The organism is Vibrio sp. 10N.247.311.49 (genome assembly GCF_041467655.1).
GTDB classification, from domain to species: Bacteria; Pseudomonadota; Gammaproteobacteria; order Enterobacterales; family Vibrionaceae; genus Vibrio; species Vibrio crassostreae_C.
In genome coordinates this window covers 100244-118644 of sequence record NZ_JBFSVA010000009.1, presented here as the reverse complement: position 1 = coordinate 118644, position 18401 = coordinate 100244, and the positions used below count along the sequence as shown (strand labels likewise).

19 protein-coding genes are annotated in these 18401 nt (G+C 45.5%); 16 read left to right on the top strand and 3 right to left on the bottom strand.

What is annotated here, in order from left to right:
• Positions 1-358: 358 nt before the first annotated feature.
• The 14 genes from AB6E54_RS11345 to pgpA all read left to right on the top strand — a co-directional run bounded on the left by AB6E54_RS11345 (position 359) and on the right by pgpA (position 13149).
• Positions 359-1648 (top strand): NCS2 family permease, encoded by a 1290-nt coding sequence (locus AB6E54_RS11345; protein ID WP_017060789.1) that lies wholly within the window; start codon positions 359-361, stop codon positions 1646-1648.
• Positions 1649-1732: 84 nt separating this feature from the next.
• Entirely contained in the window at positions 1733-2197 is a 465-nt protein-coding gene (tet(34), locus tag AB6E54_RS11340) for an oxytetracycline resistance phosphoribosyltransferase domain-containing protein Tet(34) (protein ID WP_009847475.1), read from the top strand.
• An 89-nt stretch (positions 2198-2286) separates the two neighbouring features.
• A complete protein-coding gene (gene frsA / locus AB6E54_RS11335; protein WP_017060788.1) occupies positions 2287-3540 on the top strand; it encodes an esterase FrsA in 1254 nt (417 codons plus the stop codon).
• Positions 3541-3684: 144 nt separating this feature from the next.
• The gene (gene crl, locus AB6E54_RS11330) at positions 3685-4074 is read left to right on the top strand and encodes a sigma factor-binding protein Crl (protein WP_017060787.1); all 390 of its coding nucleotides are present in this window, start codon (positions 3685-3687) and stop codon (positions 4072-4074) included.
• 76 nt (positions 4075-4150) lie between these two features.
• Positions 4151-5335 (top strand): glutamate 5-kinase, encoded by a 1185-nt coding sequence (gene proB, locus AB6E54_RS11325; protein ID WP_012604650.1) that lies wholly within the window; start codon positions 4151-4153, stop codon positions 5333-5335.
• A 66-nt stretch (positions 5336-5401) separates the two neighbouring features.
• On the top strand, positions 5402-6652 hold the full coding sequence (locus AB6E54_RS11320) for a glutamate-5-semialdehyde dehydrogenase (RefSeq protein ID WP_017060786.1): 1251 nt from the start codon (positions 5402-5404) through the stop codon (positions 6650-6652).
• 156 nt (positions 6653-6808) lie between these two features.
• Positions 6809-7258: a transcriptional regulator NrdR gene (gene nrdR / locus AB6E54_RS11315; RefSeq protein WP_004734394.1), complete on the top strand. Its 450-nt coding sequence runs from the start codon at positions 6809-6811 to the stop codon at positions 7256-7258.
• 40 nt (positions 7259-7298) lie between these two features.
• Positions 7299-8378: a bifunctional diaminohydroxyphosphoribosylaminopyrimidine deaminase/5-amino-6-(5-phosphoribosylamino)uracil reductase RibD gene (gene ribD / locus AB6E54_RS11310; protein WP_102331959.1), complete on the top strand. Its 1080-nt coding sequence runs from the start codon at positions 7299-7301 to the stop codon at positions 8376-8378.
• A gap of 69 nt (positions 8379-8447) precedes the next feature.
• Complete coding sequence (locus tag AB6E54_RS11305; RefSeq protein WP_010436361.1) at positions 8448-9104, top strand: riboflavin synthase; 657 nt, start codon at positions 8448-8450, stop codon at positions 9102-9104.
• A gap of 108 nt (positions 9105-9212) precedes the next feature.
• Entirely contained in the window at positions 9213-10322 is a 1110-nt protein-coding gene (gene ribBA / locus AB6E54_RS11300) for a bifunctional 3,4-dihydroxy-2-butanone-4-phosphate synthase/GTP cyclohydrolase II (RefSeq protein ID WP_017060784.1), read from the top strand.
• A gap of 295 nt (positions 10323-10617) precedes the next feature.
• The gene (gene ribE / locus AB6E54_RS11295) at positions 10618-11088 is read left to right on the top strand and encodes a 6,7-dimethyl-8-ribityllumazine synthase (protein ID WP_004741508.1); all 471 of its coding nucleotides are present in this window, start codon (positions 10618-10620) and stop codon (positions 11086-11088) included.
• Positions 11088-11555 (top strand): transcription antitermination factor NusB, encoded by a 468-nt coding sequence (gene nusB, locus AB6E54_RS11290; RefSeq protein WP_004734399.1) that lies wholly within the window; start codon positions 11088-11090, stop codon positions 11553-11555. Before ribE ends, nusB begins: the two co-directional genes overlap by 1 nt.
• Before the next feature lie 113 nt (positions 11556-11668).
• A complete protein-coding gene (gene thiL, locus AB6E54_RS11285) occupies positions 11669-12643 on the top strand; it encodes a thiamine-phosphate kinase (protein WP_372106507.1) in 975 nt (324 codons plus the stop codon).
• Entirely contained in the window at positions 12643-13149 is a 507-nt protein-coding gene (pgpA, locus tag AB6E54_RS11280; protein ID WP_017060782.1) for a phosphatidylglycerophosphatase A, read from the top strand. The genes thiL and pgpA overlap by 1 nt, the downstream gene beginning before the upstream one ends.
• A gap of 119 nt (positions 13150-13268) precedes the next feature.
• On the opposite strand, the gene dxs is transcribed toward pgpA, so the two are convergent.
• Genes dxs through xseB form a run of 3 tightly spaced genes read right to left on the bottom strand, consistent with a single transcriptional unit; the run spans position 13269 to position 16321 of the window.
• The gene (gene dxs / locus AB6E54_RS11275; RefSeq protein ID WP_372106418.1) at positions 13269-15152 is read right to left on the bottom strand and encodes a 1-deoxy-D-xylulose-5-phosphate synthase; all 1884 of its coding nucleotides are present in this window, start codon (positions 15150-15152) and stop codon (positions 13269-13271) included.
• 21 nt (positions 15153-15173) lie between these two features.
• On the bottom strand, positions 15174-16058 hold the full coding sequence (gene ispA / locus AB6E54_RS11270) for a (2E,6E)-farnesyl diphosphate synthase (RefSeq protein WP_371724331.1): 885 nt from the start codon (positions 16056-16058) through the stop codon (positions 15174-15176).
• Between the two features lie 20 nt (positions 16059-16078).
• On the bottom strand, positions 16079-16321 hold the full coding sequence (xseB, locus tag AB6E54_RS11265) for an exodeoxyribonuclease VII small subunit (protein ID WP_004734405.1): 243 nt from the start codon (positions 16319-16321) through the stop codon (positions 16079-16081).
• A 298-nt stretch (positions 16322-16619) separates the two neighbouring features.
• Here xseB and pomA point away from each other — a divergent pair, with 298 nt between their 5' ends.
• Both pomA and AB6E54_RS11255 read left to right on the top strand, forming a co-directional pair.
• Positions 16620-17384 carry a flagellar motor protein PomA gene (pomA, locus tag AB6E54_RS11260; protein ID WP_372106416.1) on the top strand — a complete coding sequence of 255 codons (765 nt, stop codon included), beginning with the start codon at positions 16620-16622 and terminating at the stop codon, positions 17382-17384.
• 12 nt (positions 17385-17396) lie between these two features.
• Positions 17397-18344 carry a flagellar motor protein MotB gene (locus AB6E54_RS11255; RefSeq protein ID WP_017060777.1) on the top strand — a complete coding sequence of 316 codons (948 nt, stop codon included), beginning with the start codon at positions 17397-17399 and terminating at the stop codon, positions 18342-18344.
• Positions 18345-18401: the final 57 nt, after the last annotated feature.

Genomic DNA, 18401 nt, shown 5'->3' with positions numbered 1-18401 from the left:
TGCGTGGTTGTTTTTTAAACGCCGAAATATCAATTTGCGCCTTATTACTGATCCTGTTGAAAAATACATAACTATTGTGAGTTTGAATTCAGAATTTACTGGCTAGATTATCAATGAAAATAACCGATGGTAGAAAAAACAACCAACTAGTTTTAGTGAGTCTATTGTTGTTAATTGTTTGTTTTTAATGGTTATTTATCGATGATATCTTCATTTTTAATCGCTTTGTTTCATACGGCATTCTGATAAATATCGATTAGAGCCTTAATTCTATCTGGAATTTGTTATTTGATAACTTTATAATCCACAGCCAATCGATTACGCAACCGTTTACTCTTTACCCTTATAGGATTCGATAATGTTCGAAAAGCTATTCAAACTCAGTGAAAATGGCACCAATGTGCGCACTGAAATCATCGCAGGTCTAACAACCTTCCTAACAATGGCTTACATCATTTTTGTAAACCCAATGATTCTAGCTGATGCTGGTATGGACCATGGCGCTGTATTTGTAGCAACCTGTTTAGCGGCTGCTATTGGCTGTTTCATCATGGGCTTTGTTGCTAACTACCCAATTGCTCAAGCTCCAGGCATGGGTTTGAACGCATTCTTTACCTACGCTGTTGTAATGGGTATGGGTTATACGTGGCAAGTTGCTCTGGCAGCGGTTTTCGTATCAGGCGTAATCTTCATCTTCTTAAGCATCTTTAAGATCCGTGAATGGATTATCAACTCGATCCCTATGTCTCTGCGTGTTGGTATCTCTGCAGGTATCGGTCTTTTCCTAGCGTTTATTGCGCTTAGCAATGCAGGCATCGTTGTTTCTAACCCAGCAACTAAAGTTTCACTGGGCGACATTACCGCGATTGCTCCTATCCTAGGCTCACTTGGTTTCTTCCTAACGATTGCTCTTGTTCACCGTGGCGTGAAAGGGGCAGTAATGATTGCGATTCTAGCTATCACAGCTCTTGGCATTGTTATTGGTGACGTTCAATACGGCGGCATCATGTCTACACCACCAAGCCTTGCTCCTACATTCATGCAGCTTGATTTCTCTGCTGTATTTGAAATCGGTATGATTTCAGTGGTATTCGCGTTCTTGTTCGTCGATTTGTTCGATACAGCGGGTACTCTGGTTGGTGTTGCAACGAAAGCAAACCTAATCAAAGAAGACGGCAAACTACCTCGCTTGAACAAAGCACTGCTTGCTGACTCTACAGCAACATCTATTGGTGCACTGCTAGGTACATCAAATACTACTTCTTATGTTGAGAGTGTTGCGGGTGTTGCTGAAGGCGGCCGTACCGGTCTAACGGCTGTTGTTGTTGGTATCTTATTCCTACTGGCTCTTTTCTTCTCGCCACTTGCAGGTATGATTCCGGCTTACGCAACATCAGGTGCACTTTTCTATGTAGCAATTCTGATGATGTCTGGCCTAGTTGGCATTGATTGGCGTGATCTTACGGAAGCAGCACCAGTCGTGGTAACATGTCTGCTTATGCCGCTGACGTACTCTATCGCTGAGGGTATCTCACTAGGTTTCATCGCTTACGCTGCAATTAAGCTGCTAAGTGGTAAAGGTCGCGACGTTTCACCTGCTGTGTGGGTAATGTCGGCTATCTTTATTCTTAAATACATTTTCGCTTAATCGTCTAGATTTCTGCTTAATCGCTGAAGAGGCTATGTTTGAAATAGCCTCTAATAACATGACAAAATTATTAGGTTTTATACTATGAGCAACAAATTCGTTATCACTTGGGACAACATGCAGACTTACTGCCGTCAACTTGCTGAAAAGCAAATGCCAGCAGAGCAGTGGAAAGGCATCTGGGCAGTAAGCCGTGGTGGTTTGGTTCCTGGTGCAATCTTGGCTCGTGAGCTAGGTATTCGTCACGTAGATACGATTTGTATTTCTAGCTACGACCACGATCACCAACGTGATATGACAGTAGTTAAAGCACCTGAAGGTGACGGCGAAGGCTTCCTAATCGTTGAAGACTTGGTTGATAGTGGTGACACTGCACGTAAGCTTCGCGAAATGTACCCTAAAGCGAAACTGATCGCTGTATGTGCAAAACCATCTGGCGCTGATTTGCTAGACGAGTACATTGTTGATATCGCTCAAGACACATGGATTGAGCAACCTTGGGATACTAGCCTAAGCTACGTAGAGCCAGTAAATCGCAAGTCAAAATAAGCGTAAACTTAGTTTTTTGAGAAATGACCCTTTATAGGGTCATTTTTTTTTATATTATTAGTGACAACCATTTCTTATTAAGTATCCCAATGTCTGAACCAGAAGAAACGAGCTCGAACCTTTCGGAAACTTTGTTTGTAAAGCACAAGCAAGCGAAAGAGACCTCAATGTTGACACAATACATGCCAAGCTCTGAAGCGCTATTGGATGAGAAACGTGAACAGCAAAACTCATCATGGTATCGAAACCTAAGACGTCTTCAGTGGGTATGGCAAGGCGTTAATCCAATAGAGCAGGAAGCGGTATTGGCTCGCATCGCGTCATCAGATAACTCTCGTACAACCGATGAGTGGCTTGATACGGTCATGGGTTACCGAAGTGGTAACTGGGCATACGAATGGACCAAGCTGGGTATGCAGCATCAAAATCGTTCTAATGAGAAGAATGGTGAAGAGATGGCTGAAGAGCTATTTTCCGCATCGTTGTGCTTCAGTATTGCGGGTTACCCACACCTCAAGAACGACAACTTGGCAGCTCAGGCTCAAGTGTTGGCCAACGCAGCCTATTCTGAAGCGATCAAGCACACTAAGTTGATCGTCAAACAGATTGATATCCCATACCAAAACAAGAAGATCAAAGCGAACTTGCATCTAACCAAGACAGATAAACCACAACCGGTTGTGATTGTCAGCGCGGGTCTAGATAGCTTGCAAACCGATATGTGGCGCCTGTTTAGGGATTATTTAGCACCTAAGAACATTGCTATGTTAACGGTAGACATGCCATCAATAGGGCACAGTGCACATTGGCCGTTAACAGAAGACTCATCTTGTCTTCACCAAGCAGTGCTGAATGAATTGCCTAACATCCCATGGGTCGATCACCACAAAGTCGGCTTGTTTGGTTTCCGCTTCGGTGGCAATGCGATGGTGAGATTATCTTTCCTTGAGCAACATAAGATTAAAGCGTGTATCTCTTTAGGCGCGCCAATTCACGACATCTTTGTTCATGCCGACAAACTGAAACAGATGCCTAAGATGCATCTAGATGTGTTGGCTTCGCGTCTTGGTAAAGGGGCGGTCGATATCAATAGCCTTTCTGGGCAGTTGATGGCGTGGTCACTCAAGGTACAAGGCTTGCTGTCAAACAGTAAAACCAGTGTTCCTATCTTGGCATTGGCTCTGGAAGGTGACCCGGTTTCACCGCCAATGGATAATCAACTGGTTGCTATTTACAGTGATTACGGAAAAGCGAAGAAAATCAAAGCTAAGTCAATTACACAAGGTTATGAGCAATCCCTCGAATTGGCGATAAAGTGGCTTGAGGATGAATTATTTAGATGACATTTCTCCTAAATTAGTTAAGCATGAAAAGTGTACAAACTAAGTACCTGATACTCAGAGATAATTTATAAAATCCAAATGCGTAGTTTCTACGTATAACAGTCTGAGTAACGTCATTCTTAACATTGAAAATGGAGATTCAATATGTCAGAAGTGACACAACAACCTACGCATTACCGCTTGTTGAATGTTTTAAAGGCGATCGGGCCTTACTTAAGGGAACCGCAATCAGAAGAAGGCCACTATATCTTTGATTGCTTGTCTGTATGTGTGAACGATAAAAAATCACCAGAAGAACGCGAGTTCTGGGGCTGGTGGCTGGAATTGGATAAGTCGGAAGAGGGATATTCGGCGAAGTACAATATCGGCAAGTACAACATCGATGGTAACTGGGATTCTTTGCCGTTACCTAAAAAGGCGGTCGCTGAGGTCTCTCGAACTCAAGAAGCCTTCCACAAGAAACTGGTTGATGAACTTCAAAGTAAGTTTGAAATCAGTATCCAATTAGACGAAGAGTCTGTCGAATTCGTCTAATTTTAAAGGTTACTCTTCTATACAAAGCAAAAAGGTGCGATTTCGCACCTTTTCTGCTTGTGAATTCCCCTTTTGATTGCTAAAACATCACCTCTTATTTGTTTTATCCATAAAAGACTTCATGACAACAAATCATCAAAGCGGGACAACAACACAGCGTAAAACTGTCGTTGTTAAACTGGGTACCAGTGTCTTAACTGGTGGAACATTGGCATTAGACCGCGCTCATATGGTTGAGCTGGTTCGTCAATGTGCTGAATTAAAAAAACAAGGCCACTCTGTGGTTATGGTTTCGTCTGGTGCAATTGCAGCAGGACGTGAGCACCTTGGTTACCCCGCACTTCCCAACTCAATGGCGAGCAAACAGTTGCTTGCGGCAGTTGGGCAAAGTCAGTTGATTCAAGTTTGGGAGTCTTTGTTTGCTATCTATGGCCTTAAGATTGGCCAGATGCTACTGACTCGTGCTGATCTCGATGATCGCGAGCGTTTTCTTAATGCACGTGACACGATCAACGCACTGGTTGAGCACGATATTATTCCGGTAGTAAACGAAAACGACGCAGTAGCAACCAACGAAATTAAAGTGGGCGACAATGATAACTTGTCGGCCTTAGTGGGTATTTTGTGCGGTGCTGATAAGCTTTTGCTACTAACAGACCAAAAAGGCCTGTTTACGGCTGACCCTCGTAAAGATCCAAATGCTGAGCTCATCAAAGAAGTGAAAACCATTGATGACACGCTGCGTAAGATCGCAGGTGGCAGCGGTACTACGTTGGGTACTGGCGGCATGGCGACAAAACTGCAGGCGGCTGACATTGCTCGTCGCGCAGGCATCGAAGTGATTATTGCTGCGGGCAGTGCTGAAAATGTGGTGTTTGATTCACTGAGTGATAACCCACAAGGCACACGTTTCTTGCCTTTAGCGGAAGCGCTTGAAAACCGTAAACGCTGGATTTTAGCGGGCCCTGCTTCAGCAGGTGACATCGTGGTTGACGACGGCGCAGTAAACGCAGTCAACACCAAAGGCAGCAGCTTGTTGGCGAAAGGGGTTGTTCGAGTTAAAGGCGAATTCTCTCGTGGTGAAGTTACCCAAGTCACAGACAGCAAAGGCAAAGTAATTGCGCGTGGTATCGCCAGTTATTCAAGCCAAGACCTAGCAAAAATTGCAGGCAAGCACAGTAAAGATATTGGCGACATCCTTGGATACGATTATGGGTCAGAAGTCATTCACCGTGACGACCTAGTTGTAATCCAAGAGTAGCTCGTGATGATAAGGTGAATCACCTTTTTGCATCCAAAGACAGACAGAATTTAGGGAGAGTTAAACGTGGATTTAACTAACATGGGTATCGCAGCAAAAGACGCTGCTTTCCACCTAGCGACCGCATCTACGGCGCAAAAGAATAAAGCATTGGCGATTATCGCTGATGAGCTAGAAGCAAACGCAACAACGATTTTAGAAGCGAACGCGAAAGACATCGAATTAGGTCGCGAAGCGGGTTTAACTGACGCACTGCTTGATCGTCTACTTCTTAACGAAGAGCGCTTAACCGGTATCGCTAACGATGTTCGTAACGTGATTAGCCTGAATGACCCAGTTGGCAGCGAAATTGACAGCAAAGTACTAGAAAACGGTATGTCGCTGTCTCGTCGCCGCGTGCCACTTGGTGTGGTGGGTGTTATCTATGAAGCGCGTCCGAACGTAACCATCGATATTGCAGCTCTGTGTCTGAAGACAGGTAACGCAAGCATTCTACGTGGTGGTAAAGAGACGTTTTTCTCGAACATGGAACTGGTTAAGGTTATCCAGTCTGCATTAGAGAAAGCGGAGCTTCCAGCCGCTTCTGTTCAGTACATCGAGAAGCCTGATCGTGAACTCGTTTCTCAACTGCTTAAACTGGACGACTACGTGGATATGATCATTCCTCGTGGCGGCGCTGGTCTGCACAAGATGTGTAAAGAGAACAGCACCATCCCAGTAATCATCGGCGGCTTTGGTATCAGTCATATCTTCGTTGATGAAAGCGCTGATCTTGAGAAATCTGTCGATGTGGTCGAAAACTCAAAAGTTCAACGTCCATCGGCGTGTAACTCGTTAGATACACTGCTAGTGCATGAAGCGGTTGCTGAAGCTTTCCTAACTAAGCTGAAACAGCGTTTAGCCGGCAAGGTAACCTTAGTTGCTGATACCAGTGCAAAATCGCTGCTAGCGGGTTTTGAAGACCAACGTGATGCGGTTGAAGGCGACTTTGACACTGAATGGCTAAGCTACACGCTAGGCGTGAAAGTGGTAGCGGATGTGGCAGAAGCGATTGACCACATGCGTGTACACAACGCGAGTCATTCAGATGCGATCATGACCAATAGCTTAGAGAGCTCAGAGCGTTTCATTAACTCTGTTGGTTCTGCAGCGGTTTATGTGAATGCATCAACACGTTTCACTGATGGAGCACAGTTTGGTTTAGGTGCTGAAGTTGCCGTGTCTACTCAGAAATTGCATGCTCGCGGCCCAATGGGCTTAGAAGAGCTGACAAGCTACAAATGGGTAGGTAAAGCGAACTATTTAGTCCGCGGTTAACGCTGGTCGTTAATTTTACTCCTCAGCTCATTTTTGAAATGGCGGTCGAGTAGCAATAATCAATGAATCACCACACAAAAGGGCCTTAATTGGCCCTTTTTCTTTCCTAACGTTTGGCAATTCCGTTACACTGATATTCAATTATTTGGAGGTGATATGCATTGTCCTTTTTGTTCAGAGAACGACACTAAAGTAATCGATTCAAGACTGGTAGCCGATGGCCATCAGGTTCGTCGTCGCCGTCAATGCCTTGCATGTAGTGAACGTTTTACTACGTTCGAATCGGCAGAACTTGTGATGCCTAAAGTCATAAAGTCGAATGGAAACCGCGAACCATTTAATGAAGATAAAATGGTGGGTGGTGTACAGCGCGCCCTAGAAAAACGCCCAGTGAGTGCTGACGCGATTGAACTTGCGATCAGTACGATTAAGTCACAACTCCGTGCAACTGGTGAGCGTGAAGTACCAAGCGAGATGATTGGTAATCTTGTGATGGGCCAATTGAAAGAATTGGATAAAGTGGCGTACATTCGTTTTGCCTCTGTTTACCGCAGCTTTGAAGACATCCGAGAGTTTGGCGAAGAAATCGCTAAATTAGAGGATTAACTCCTCAATCATGTCAAACTTTACTCCCCTAGATTTTCAAATGATGTCGCGTGCTATTCAGTTAGCAAAACGCGGCATTTACACTACTGCGCCAAACCCTAATGTGGGTTGTGTCATTGTACAAACCGACGGTCAGATCGTTGGTGAAGGTTTTCATGCCAAAGCTGGCGAACCTCATGCTGAAGTACATGCCATGCGAATAGCAGGCGACAAAGCAAAAGGTGCGACGGCTTATGTCACGCTAGAGCCTTGTTCTCATTACGGTCGAACGCCGCCTTGTGCTGAAGGTTTGATTAAGGCTCAAGTAGCCAAAGTGATTTGTGCCATGCAGGACCCAAACCCAAAAGTCGCAGGTCGTGGTATCAAAATGCTACGCGATGCGGGTATTGAGGTTGAAATCGGTTTGCTAGAGCAAGACGCTCTCGACTTGAACCCTGCATTTATCAAGCGTATGCAAACTGGCATGCCATTCGTTCAGTTAAAGATGGCCGCTAGCCTTGATGGGCAAACGGCATTGGAAAATGGCCAAAGCCAGTGGATCACATCGCCAGAAGCACGTCGTGATGTTCAGAACTACCGAGCAAAATCAGGCGCTGTGTTGTCAACTAGCCAGACGGTGATTGAAGACAACGCGTCGTTGAATGTTCGTTGGGCAGAGTTGCCAAGCAGTATCAAAGGTCATTACGCTGAAGACGAGCTGCGTCAGCCGATTCGCGTGATTCTTGATCGTCAAAACCAACTGCGTCCTGAACTCAAGTTATTCCAGACTCCAACATCGGTGTTGAGAGTTGCCGAAGCATCTGCTGATATTGAAGTCGCAACCACAGATGCAGGTCAGCTCGATTTGCACGATCTGATGCGTCAATTACCTGCCAATCATATCGACCATATTTGGGTCGAAGCGGGCGCAACATTGGCAAAAAGCTTGATTGAAGAGCAGCTGGTGGATGAGCTAATCCTTTATTTAGCACCTAAACTTATGGGCAGTGACGGACGAGGTTTGATGGGTGCATTAGGGCTCACTTCAATGTCTGACGTTATTGACCTAGAAATTAAAGATGTTCGACAGGTTGGTGTGGATATTCGCATCGTTGCGAAACCCGTATTTCGAAACAGATAGTAACGAAACCACAGTTGAAATAGTTACTCCAACTACATACGTGTCGTTGACAACAAAAAGAGTTTTAAAATGTTTACAGGAATTGTAGAAGCCGTAGGTACATTGAGTGCAATCACTCCCCGCGGAGAAGACATCACCGTAACGGTTAATGTTGGTAAGCTTGACATGGCTGACGTTAAGTTAGGCGACAGTATCGCTACCAATGGTGTGTGTTTGACAGTTGTTGAATATAACGACCACAGCTACAGTGCAGATCTTTCGCTTGAGACCCTGAAAAAAACGGGTTTTGTCGATTACCAAGCGGGCGATAAAGTTAACCTTGAGAAAGCAATGTTACCAACCACGCGTTTCGGTGGACATATAGTGTCTGGTCACGTTGATGGCGTGGGTGAGATTGTTGAACGTAACCAAGTTGGCCGTGCGATTGAATTCTGGGTAGAAATGCCAGCAGAAATCTCAAAATACGTGGCTCAAAAAGGCTCAGTAACAGTTGATGGCATTAGCCTGACTGTGAACGATTTACGTAAGAACGCATTCAAGCTGACTATCGTTCCTCATACTTCTTCAGAAACCACCATCGACCAATTCAATGTCGGTCGTAAAGTGAATCTAGAAGTTGATGTATTAGCACGTTACATGGAGCGTTTACTGCAAGGTCAGCAACAAGAATCTGAGCCTGAATCTCGATTAACGATGGAATTCTTACAGCAGAATGGTTTTGCCTAACCGTTGATACAAAGTGCGTTAAGCGAGACTTTGTAAAGCGAAGCAATATCATCAGGTTTAAATAGTGTCGGTTCTAGGAAGCAGAACCATTTCAAAGGATATAGAACAATGCCAATTAGTACTCCTCAAGAAATTATTGAAGACATTCGCCTAGGAAAAATGGTTATCCTGATGGATGATGAAGATCGCGAAAATGAAGGCGATCTGATCATGGCAGCAGAACATGTGACGCCAGAAGCGATTAACTTCATGGCGATGTACGGCCGTGGTTTAATTTGTCTGACGCTAACCAAAGAGCGTTCAAACCGCATGGGTCTAGCGCCTATGGTTCAAGATAACAACGCACAGTACACCACTAACTTTACTGTTTCGATTGAAGCGGCAGAGGGCGTAACAACGGGTATCTCTGCATCAGACCGTGCAGTGACGGTTCAAGCGGCAGTGGCGAAAGATGCGAAAGCGGCTGATCTTGTTCAACCTGGTCATATTTTCCCACTGACAGCGCAAGATGGCGGTGTTCTGACTCGCGCAGGACACACAGAAGCAGGTTGTGATTTAGCACGTCTTGCAGGCTGCGAGCCAGCATCGGTTATCGTTGAGATCCTTAACGACGACGGTACTATGGCTCGTCGCCCTGACCTTGAAGTGTTTGCTGAAAAACACGACATCAAGCTAGGCACGATTGCTGACTTGATTGAATACCGCAACAACACAGAAACAACGATTGAGCGTGTAGCACAATGCCATTTACCAACAGAGTTTGGTGATTTCGAGCTGGTGACTTACCGCGATACAATTGATAACCAGATCCACTACGCGATGCAAAAAGGCGACCTATCTGAAGGTGCTCCTTTGGTACGTGTTCACCTGCATGACACGTTCACCGATCTGCTTCATTCAGACCGTGGTACTGAACGCAGCTGGTCGCTAGATAAAGCGATGAAGCGTATTGGCGACGAAGGCGGTGTGTTGGTTATTCTTGGCAACGAAGAGTCGTCTGATTCTTTGATTCACAAAGTGAAGACATTCGAAGCGCAAGACAAGAACGAGCAGCCAACTATGGCGAAGAAGCAGGGTACCTCGCGTCGTGTTGGTGTCGGTTCTCAGATTCTTCAAGATCTAGGTGTGCACGATATGCGTCTGCTTTCTTCAAGCACTAAGCGTTACCACGCATTGGGTGGTTTTGGCCTTAACGTTGTTGAGTACGTTTGCGAATAAACCATGCGTTAGCAAGCAGACGTTTCTCTGTTTGTAGCAACATAATTTACCGATGATTTCAGTGGCTCTTTTGGTGATAAATCTTGCCAAAAGAGCAAAGTAGCCAAGTCCGACTCAAAACGTGTTCAACACACAAACTTGGTTACTCGCTGTTCCTATATGCTTGGGATCAGCGCTGCATTATCATCTTTACATTGCCGGTGTCTGTTCTTCTAAATTACCATTAGATATTGCTCACAGTTTTGTGCTAGAATCCGGCGATTCTCACTTGATGAAAATAGTTAAAGGAAGGCTTATGAAAGTGATCGAGGGTGGCTTCCCAGCGCCAAATGCAAAAATTGCTATCGTTATTGCTCGTTTCAACAGTTTTATTAACGAAAGTTTACTTTCTGGTGCAATCGATACTTTAAAGCGTCATGGACAAGTAAGCGAAGACAACATCACTGTTGTTCGTTGCCCTGGTGCAGTAGAACTTCCACTTGTAGCGCAGCGCGTTGCAAAAACAGGTAAGTTCGATGCGATTGTATCTCTTGGTACAGTAATTCGTGGCGGTACACCTCACTTTGACTATGTTTGTAGTGAATGTAATAAAGGTTTGGCACAAGTGTCTCTGGAATATTCTCTTCCAGTAGCGTTTGGTGTTCTTACTGTTGATACGATCGATCAAGCTATTGAACGCGCAGGAACCAAGGCTGGTAATAAGGGTGCAGAAGCAGCACTTAGCGCACTTGAGATGATCAACGTTCTTTCTGAAATCGATTCCTAATGGGGGCCAGTGTGAAACCAGCCGCACGTCGTAACGCACGTCAATTTGCTCTACAAGCAATTTATTCTTGGCAAATTACTAAAGAAAATATTGCTACCGTTGAAGAACAGTTCTTATCTGGTGGTAAGTATGATGAAGAAGAGCATCATGCTGCAGAGCCTGCTCTTGCTATGCCAGAAACAGACGTTGCATACTTCCGCGACCTACTAACTGGTGTTGCTCTTAGCCACATGGAACTTGATAGCAAGCTTCGTCCATTCGTATCTCGCCCTATGCAAGATCTGGATCTGATGGAACTAGCGCTTCTACGTTTAGCTATGTACGAGATGACTCGTCGCGAAGATGTACCATACAAAGTGGTTATCAACGAAGCTATCGAGCTTGCAAAAGTATTTGCAGCAGAAGACAGCCATAAGTTTGTTAACGGTGTGCTTGATAAAGCTGCACCGCACGTTCGTAAGAAATAAGACGTTCGTATATTGAATCTAAAGGTCAGCTTTATGCTGGCCTTTTTTGTAACTAAATTTCTGTAATATCCATGATTACGGCGATTTTTATGAGACTAAAGATAGGGCATGTGATGTCTGGCGAATTTAACCTGATTGAAAAATATTTTGTAAATCGACAACCACAACGTAAAGACGTTCTTCTAGCTGCTGGCGATGATTGTGCTTTGGTCAAAGCGCCGGGCAATGTTGAGATAGCGATCAGCACGGACACCTTAGTGGCTGGTACCCATTTCTTAGCTGAGGCGAATCCGGCTTGGGTGGCACACAAAGCGTTGGCTTCCAATATCAGTGACCTTGCTGCAATGGGCGCGACGCCTGCTTGGGTGTCTTTTGCTTTAACCATGCCTGAAATCGATGAAGCATGGCTTGCTCCCTTCTGTGACTCCTTTTTTAAACTCGCAGACTACTTTGGTATTCAGTTAATTGGTGGCGACACAACCAAAGGTCCACTAAGCCTGACACTGACGGTACAGGGCTTTGTTCCTGAAGGACGAGCGCTGCGCAGAGATGGCGCGAAAGTGGGCGACTGGATTTACGTAACAGGTAATCTAGGTGACAGCAAAGCTGGCTTAGAAGTGTTACTTAACCCTGAGCAGAACAGAGCGAAGCCCTATGCTGCTGAGCTTGAAGAGAGACATTATGTGAGCGCCCCACGAGTGTTAGCGGGTCAGGCTCTAGTGAACCTTGCTTCATCTGCGATTGATATCTCTGATGGCGTTATTGCTGATTTAAAACATATCCTTAAGCGTTCTCAAGTTGGCGCGAGTATTGATGTAAGCACGCTGCCTATCTCTCCAGAGTTATGTCAGTTCGCTCCTGATATCACTTCAGCTCAGCAGTATGCGCTAACGAGTGGTGAAGAGTACGAACTGTGCTTTACTGTACCAGAAGAGAATAAAGGGTCGCTGGAAAGTGCTTTGTCACACACTGGTACAAAAGTCACCTGCATTGGCCAGATAAGACCTGTAGAATATTTTGAATTACACAATAATGGTGAACCACTAAGCTGGAACTTAACTGGTTACGATCACTTTAAGGTTAATTGATGACAAACCCACTTTCTCTTATTTCTCTTAAAAATCCTTGGCATTTCTTAGCAACGGGTTTTGGCAGTGGCTTATCGCCTATTATTCCCGGCACAATGGGCACGCTTGCGTCAATTCCGTTGTACCTATTGTTGGTTCAGCTACCGTTTCCTGCTTACGTTGCCGTGGTGGTGGTAAGCTGCATTATTGGTATTAAGATCTGCCAAGTAACGTCTGATGATATGGGCGTGCATGACCACGGTTCTATCGTTTGGGATGAGTTTGCGGGCTTTTGGATCACCATGAGCTTAGTGCCTATGCTGAATATCCCTGCCGATGACTGGAAATGGCTTCTGACTGGTTTTGTGCTTTTCCGCTTCTTTGACATGGTAAAACCTTGGCCGATTGGTTGGCTAGATGCGCGAATTCACGGCGGCTTGGGTATCATGATTGACGATATTGTAGCGGGTATTATGGCGGCTATTTCGTTGTATGCCGTGGCACATTTCGCAGGTTGGTTAGTGTGAGTTAACTGAAGGGCTAAGGTTTAGTTGGCGATACACCAAACTAATTAGCAGATACTAAAAAGGTTGACCCTAGGGCCAACCTTTTTTGTTTGCGGAGCTTACGAGCTTACGTATTAAAGCTACTTGGCAAGATAGTCAGTGATAGACTTCTCAATGCCTTTCGCGTCCAAACCAAGCTCTTCATGCAGTTCGCCTTGCGTACCTTGAGCAATGAACTTGTCTGGTAGGCCAAGGTTCAATACTGACATCAGCAGTTTCTCTTGCATCAAGAACTCAATCACACCTGCGCCCGCACCACCTACAATCGCATTCTCTTCGATAGTTACCAGTACATCGTGGTCAGCAGCAAGTTGTTTGATCAGAGCTTCATCGAGTGGTTTCACAAAGCGCATATCTGCAACTGTCGCATCGATGACGTCAGCGGCTTGAAGTGCACTCTCAAGGAAAGTACCAAAGCTTAAGATAGCGACTTTCGAGCCATCTTTTGTTTTTTCGCTTTCGCGAACGATACGACCTTTACCAATCTCAAGCGCGGTAAATTTATTTTGTATCTCAGTACCCATACCATTACCGCGAGGGTAACGAACGGCACTTGGACCTGTATGCTGGTGGCCAGTGTAAAGCATTTGGCGACATTCGTTTTCGTCGCTTGGCGCCATGATCACCATGTTTGGAATACAACGCATAAAGCTTAAGTCGAACGCACCTTGGTGTGTTTGACCATCAGCACCGACAAGACCTGCACGGTCAATAGCGAACATGACCGGTAAGTCCATGATAGCCACATCGTGGATCAGTTGATCGTAGCCACGTTGTAGGAACGTCGAGTAGATAGCGACAATCGGCTTATCACCCGCAATCGCCATACCCGTTGCTAGGGTCACAGCATGCTGCTCAGCAATTGCTACGTCGAAGTATTGTTCTGGGTACTCTTTCGAGAAACGCACCATGCCAGAACCTTCACGCATTGCAGGCGTGATCGCCATTAGCTTAGGATCTTGCGCCGCCATATCACACAGGAAGTCACCAAAAATCTTAGAGAAAGTTGGTTTAGAGCTGGTGCTCTTAGGCAGACTTGAGTGTGCTGGATCGAATTTCGGTACGCCGTGGTAACCGATTGGATCTTTCTCAGCTGGCTCGTAGCCTTTGCCTTTCTTAGTCATGATATGCAGGAACTGAGGGCCTTTAAGGTCTCTCATGTTCTTAAGCGTTTTAATCAGCTCATTGACATCGTGACCATCAATTGGGCCAATGTAGTTAAAGCCTAACTCTTCGAACATGGTGCCAGGGACAACCATGCCTTTTAGATGTTCTTCTGTACGACGAACCAGCTCTTTAATCGGCGGAACGCCTGATAGCACTTTCTTGCCGCCCTCACGAATTGACGTGTAAAGACTGCCAGAAAGAACTTGAGCTAGGTGGTTGTTTAGCGCACCTACGTTTTCAGAGATCGACATCTCGTTATCGTTCAGGATAACCAGCATGTCATTGTGAATATCGCCCGCGTGGTTCATGGCTTCAAATGCCATACCCGCAGTAATCGCGCCATCACCAATCACACTCACGACTTTACGGTTCTTGCCTTCTTTCTTCGAACTGATAGCCATACCAAGTGCAGCACTGATCGATGTTGAGGAGTGACCAACAGAAAGGGTGTCGTATTCACTCTCTTGACGCCATGGGAATGGGTGCAGTCCATCTTTTTGACGGATAGTCGACAAGCGGTCGCGACGACCTGTAAGAATTTTGTGCGGGTATGCTTGGTGACCAACATCCCAAACCAACTGGTCAAAAGGCGTGTTGTACACATAGTGCAGAGCAACAGTCAGCTCTACTGTACCTAAGCCTGACGCTAAGTGACCACTTGACTGGCTCACTGAGTTAAGAAGGTAGGTACGTAATTCATCACAAAGCTGTGTCAGCGTCTCTTTTGGAAGTAGACGCAAATCCTCTGGCTTATCAGCCAAAGCAAGAGTTGGGTACTTTGATATATCAAGAGTCATAGGTAATGCGCGCTTATTGTCTTAGTTCTTGCGCTCGATGACGTATCGGGCGAACTCTTCGAGTAACTGGGTATTGTATGGGATTGCAGCCAAAGCTTGAAGTGCTTCCTGTAGCAGAGTTTGCGCTTTTTCTTGAGCGCCCTCTAAACCTAGCAAAGAAGGGTAGGTGCTTTTGTTCAATTCTTGGTCAGAACCCTGTGGTTTACCCAAAGTTTCAGTATCGCCAGTGATATCTAAAATATCATCTTGAACCTGGAATGCTAATCCAATGGCATCGGCGTACTTGTCTAATTGAGGCATCACTTCAAACGCTTTTTCACCAGCAGTAAGCGCACCTAAACGAATCGCACATTTCATTAACGCGCCCGTTTTATTGCGGTGAACTTCTTCTAACTCTTCTAGCGTGACAGAGCGGTTTTCAGCTTCAATATCAAGTGCTTGTCCAATACACATACCTTGTGCACCAGAGGCTTCAGCTAGGCGTTGAATCATTCGAACGCGATTGCTTTCACCGTCAGCACTTAATGTACCTTCCGCAAGTATAGTAAACGCGAGAGTTTGTAGTGCATCGCCAGTTAAAATTGCCGTTGCTTCATCGTATTTGATGTGACAAGTCTGATGGCCACGACGCAGTTCATCATCGTCCATTGCTGGAAGGTCGTCGTGAATCAGAGAATAGGCATGAATACATTCGATTGCAGATGCTGGAGTGTCGAGTTCTTCAGCGGTGCAGCCGAGCATTTCCCCTGTAATGTAGACAAGAAATGGACGTGCGCGTTTACCGCCTAAAAGTAATCCATAACGCATCGCGTTGATAAGATTCTGATTTTGGTGTGGTAGGCGATCAAGCCAAAGGTTCAATTGCTCGTTATTACGTGCTTGATAAGACAATAAAGTCTCGATCATAGGGGATCTCATACAATTCGTTATTCAGGTTGTGGGTTAAAGTCACTCAGCTCTGCATTTTCATCATTTTGCAGTAGGATGCTAACACGTTGTTCAGCATCGTTTAGTTTACTTTGACCGGCACGAGCGAGGGAGATGCCTCGTTCGAATTTTTTCAGCGCATCATCTAAAGCTAGATCACCATTTTCTAGTTGATCAACCAAGCCATCAAGCTCTTCGATTGCTGCTTCAAAGCTCATATTTTCAGGTTTCTTAGTAGCCATAATAAATCTGCGTTTGGAAAGATGAACGAACGTTACCCTAGGCCGCTGAGATGGTCAAATGTAACCAAGAAATTTTGCTAGAAAGTTCGTTTTTAAGGGGCTTGAACGCACTTTGCTTGAATAACCTTAGCTTTATCGAGTTTATGCGCTACGTATAAGAGCAAAGTAAGCCAATAGTTGGGATTCAAAAACGAAAAGTGTGATACTTAGGCCAAGAATTTACTAAAAGATCTTATAGTCTTGCCGATACAAAGATTATCGTCGACATAGAGCTACAAAAAAGCATGAGGAGTGCTCAGTGGATTTAGCAACCCTAATAGGTTTGATTGGTGGATTTGCCTTTGTAATTATGGCAATGATCCTAGGTGGAAGCCTCGGGATGTTCTATGACACGACATCCATTTTGATCGTAGTTGGTGGCTCAACGTTTGTTGTTCTGATGAAGTTCACCATGGGACAGTTCTTTGGCGCGACTAAAATCGCAGGCAAAGCTTTTATGTTTAAAACGGATGAGCCTGAAGATCTTATTGCGAAAGTTGTAGAGATGGCTGATGCGGCTCGTAAAGGTGGTTTCTTAGCACTGGAAGAGATGGAAATTAACAACAGTTTCATGCAAAAGGGCATCGACCTATTGGTAGATGGCCATGACGGTGATGTGGTACGCGCTGCACTGCAAAAAGACATCGCATTAACCACAGAACGTCACGAACAGGGCGCGAAAGTGTTCTCTGCATTTGGTGATGTTGCCCCTGCAATGGGCATGATTGGTACCTTGGTTGGTCTGGTTGCCATGCTTTCGAACATGGATGATCCAAAAGCGATCGGTCCTGCGATGGCGGTAGCACTTTTAACCACTCTATATGGTGCGATTCTTTCGAACATGGTGTTCTTCCCAATTGCCGACAAGCTTGCGCTGCGTCGTGACCAAGAGACACTCAACCGTCGTTTGGTTATGGATGGCGTACTCGCGATTCAAGATGGTCAGAACCCACGAGTAATCGATGGTTACCTGAAGAGCTACCTAAACGAAGGTAAGCGTACGATTGATGGTGAACCTGCGTAAGAGGAGTTGAAGATGGATGAAGAAAATCCATGTAAATGTCCTCCTCCGGGGTTGCCTCAATGGATGGGGACATTTGCTGACTTGATGTCACTGCTGATGTGTTTCTTCGTACTGTTGCTCTCATTCTCTGAGATGGATGTACTGAAGTTTAAGCAGATCGCTGGCTCGATGAAGTTCGCATTTGGTGTGCAGAACCGCCTAGAAGTCAAAGACATCCCGAAAGGGACCAGCATCATTGCACAAGAGTTTCGCCCTGGTCGCCCAGAGCCAACGCCAATTGATGTGATCATGCAGCAAACGATAGATATCACTCAGCAGACGCTGGAATTTCATGAAGGTGAATCTGAGCGCGCTGGCGGTACCATGCGTGACCAAGGCAAGATGACCGGAGGCAAGTCGCCAGAGGTTTCGACTCACGACAATCAAAACTCTGAGTCAGACCAACAGCAACAACAAGCTGAAGCTCAATCGCAAGAGATGGAAACCTTGATGGAAAGCATCAAGAAGGCGTTGGAGCGAGAGATAGACCAAGGCGCGATTGAAGTTGAAAACCTTGGCCAGCAGATTGTGATTCGAATTCGTGAGAAGGGTGCATTCCCATCGGGTTCTGCTTTCCTACAGCCTAAGTTCCGACCTTTGGTGAGACAGGTTGCTGAGTTGGTGAAAGATGTTCCGGGTATCGTTCGAATCTCAGGGCACACCGATAATCAACGTCTTGATTCCGAGCTTTATCGATCTAATTGGGACTTGTCATCACAGCGAGCAGTGTCTGTTGCTCAAGAGATGGAAAAGGTGCGTGGTTTCTCTCATCAACGCTTGAGAGTACGCGGCATGGCGGATACCGAGCCAGTCGAGCCGAACGATACTGAATGGCAACGTAGCCTCAACCGCCGCGTTGAAATCAGCATCATGCAGGGCGAGCCGCTTTACAGTGACGAAGTGCCTGTTATTAATGAATAGCCGATACGTGTACACACGGTAGCATGCAGATAGCATCGAAAGCCCAACCTTATAATG

Bases quoted from the DNA above. Each gene is read 5' to 3' on its own strand.
- ribBA (WP_017060784.1), top strand. From the start codon at position 9,213: ATGCCAATTAGTACTCCTCAAGAAATTATTGAAGACATTCGCCTAGGA.
- thiL (WP_372106507.1), top strand. From the start codon at position 11,669: ATGTCTGGCGAATTTAACCTGATTGAAAAATATTTTGTAAATCGACAA.
- ribE (WP_004741508.1), top strand. From the start codon at position 10,618: ATGAAAGTGATCGAGGGTGGCTTCCCAGCGCCAAATGCAAAAATTGCT.
- nusB (WP_004734399.1), top strand. From the start codon at position 11,088: ATGGGGGCCAGTGTGAAACCAGCCGCACGTCGTAACGCACGTCAATTT.
- frsA (WP_017060788.1), top strand. From the start codon at position 2,287: ATGTCTGAACCAGAAGAAACGAGCTCGAACCTTTCGGAAACTTTGTTT.
- ribD (WP_102331959.1), top strand. From the start codon at position 7,299: ATGATGTCGCGTGCTATTCAGTTAGCAAAACGCGGCATTTACACTACT.
- ispA (WP_371724331.1), bottom strand. From the start codon at position 16,058: ATGATCGAGACTTTATTGTCTTATCAAGCACGTAATAACGAGCAATTG.
- crl (WP_017060787.1), top strand. From the start codon at position 3,685: ATGTCAGAAGTGACACAACAACCTACGCATTACCGCTTGTTGAATGTT.
- AB6E54_RS11345 (WP_017060789.1), top strand. From the start codon at position 359: ATGTTCGAAAAGCTATTCAAACTCAGTGAAAATGGCACCAATGTGCGC.
- dxs (WP_372106418.1), bottom strand. From the start codon at position 15,152: ATGACTCTTGATATATCAAAGTACCCAACTCTTGCTTTGGCTGATAAG.
- AB6E54_RS11305 (WP_010436361.1), top strand. From the start codon at position 8,448: ATGTTTACAGGAATTGTAGAAGCCGTAGGTACATTGAGTGCAATCACT.
- xseB (WP_004734405.1), bottom strand. From the start codon at position 16,321: ATGGCTACTAAGAAACCTGAAAATATGAGCTTTGAAGCAGCAATCGAA.
- AB6E54_RS11255 (WP_017060777.1), top strand. From the start codon at position 17,397: ATGGATGAAGAAAATCCATGTAAATGTCCTCCTCCGGGGTTGCCTCAA.
- pgpA (WP_017060782.1), top strand. From the start codon at position 12,643: ATGACAAACCCACTTTCTCTTATTTCTCTTAAAAATCCTTGGCATTTC.
- nrdR (WP_004734394.1), top strand. From the start codon at position 6,809: ATGCATTGTCCTTTTTGTTCAGAGAACGACACTAAAGTAATCGATTCA.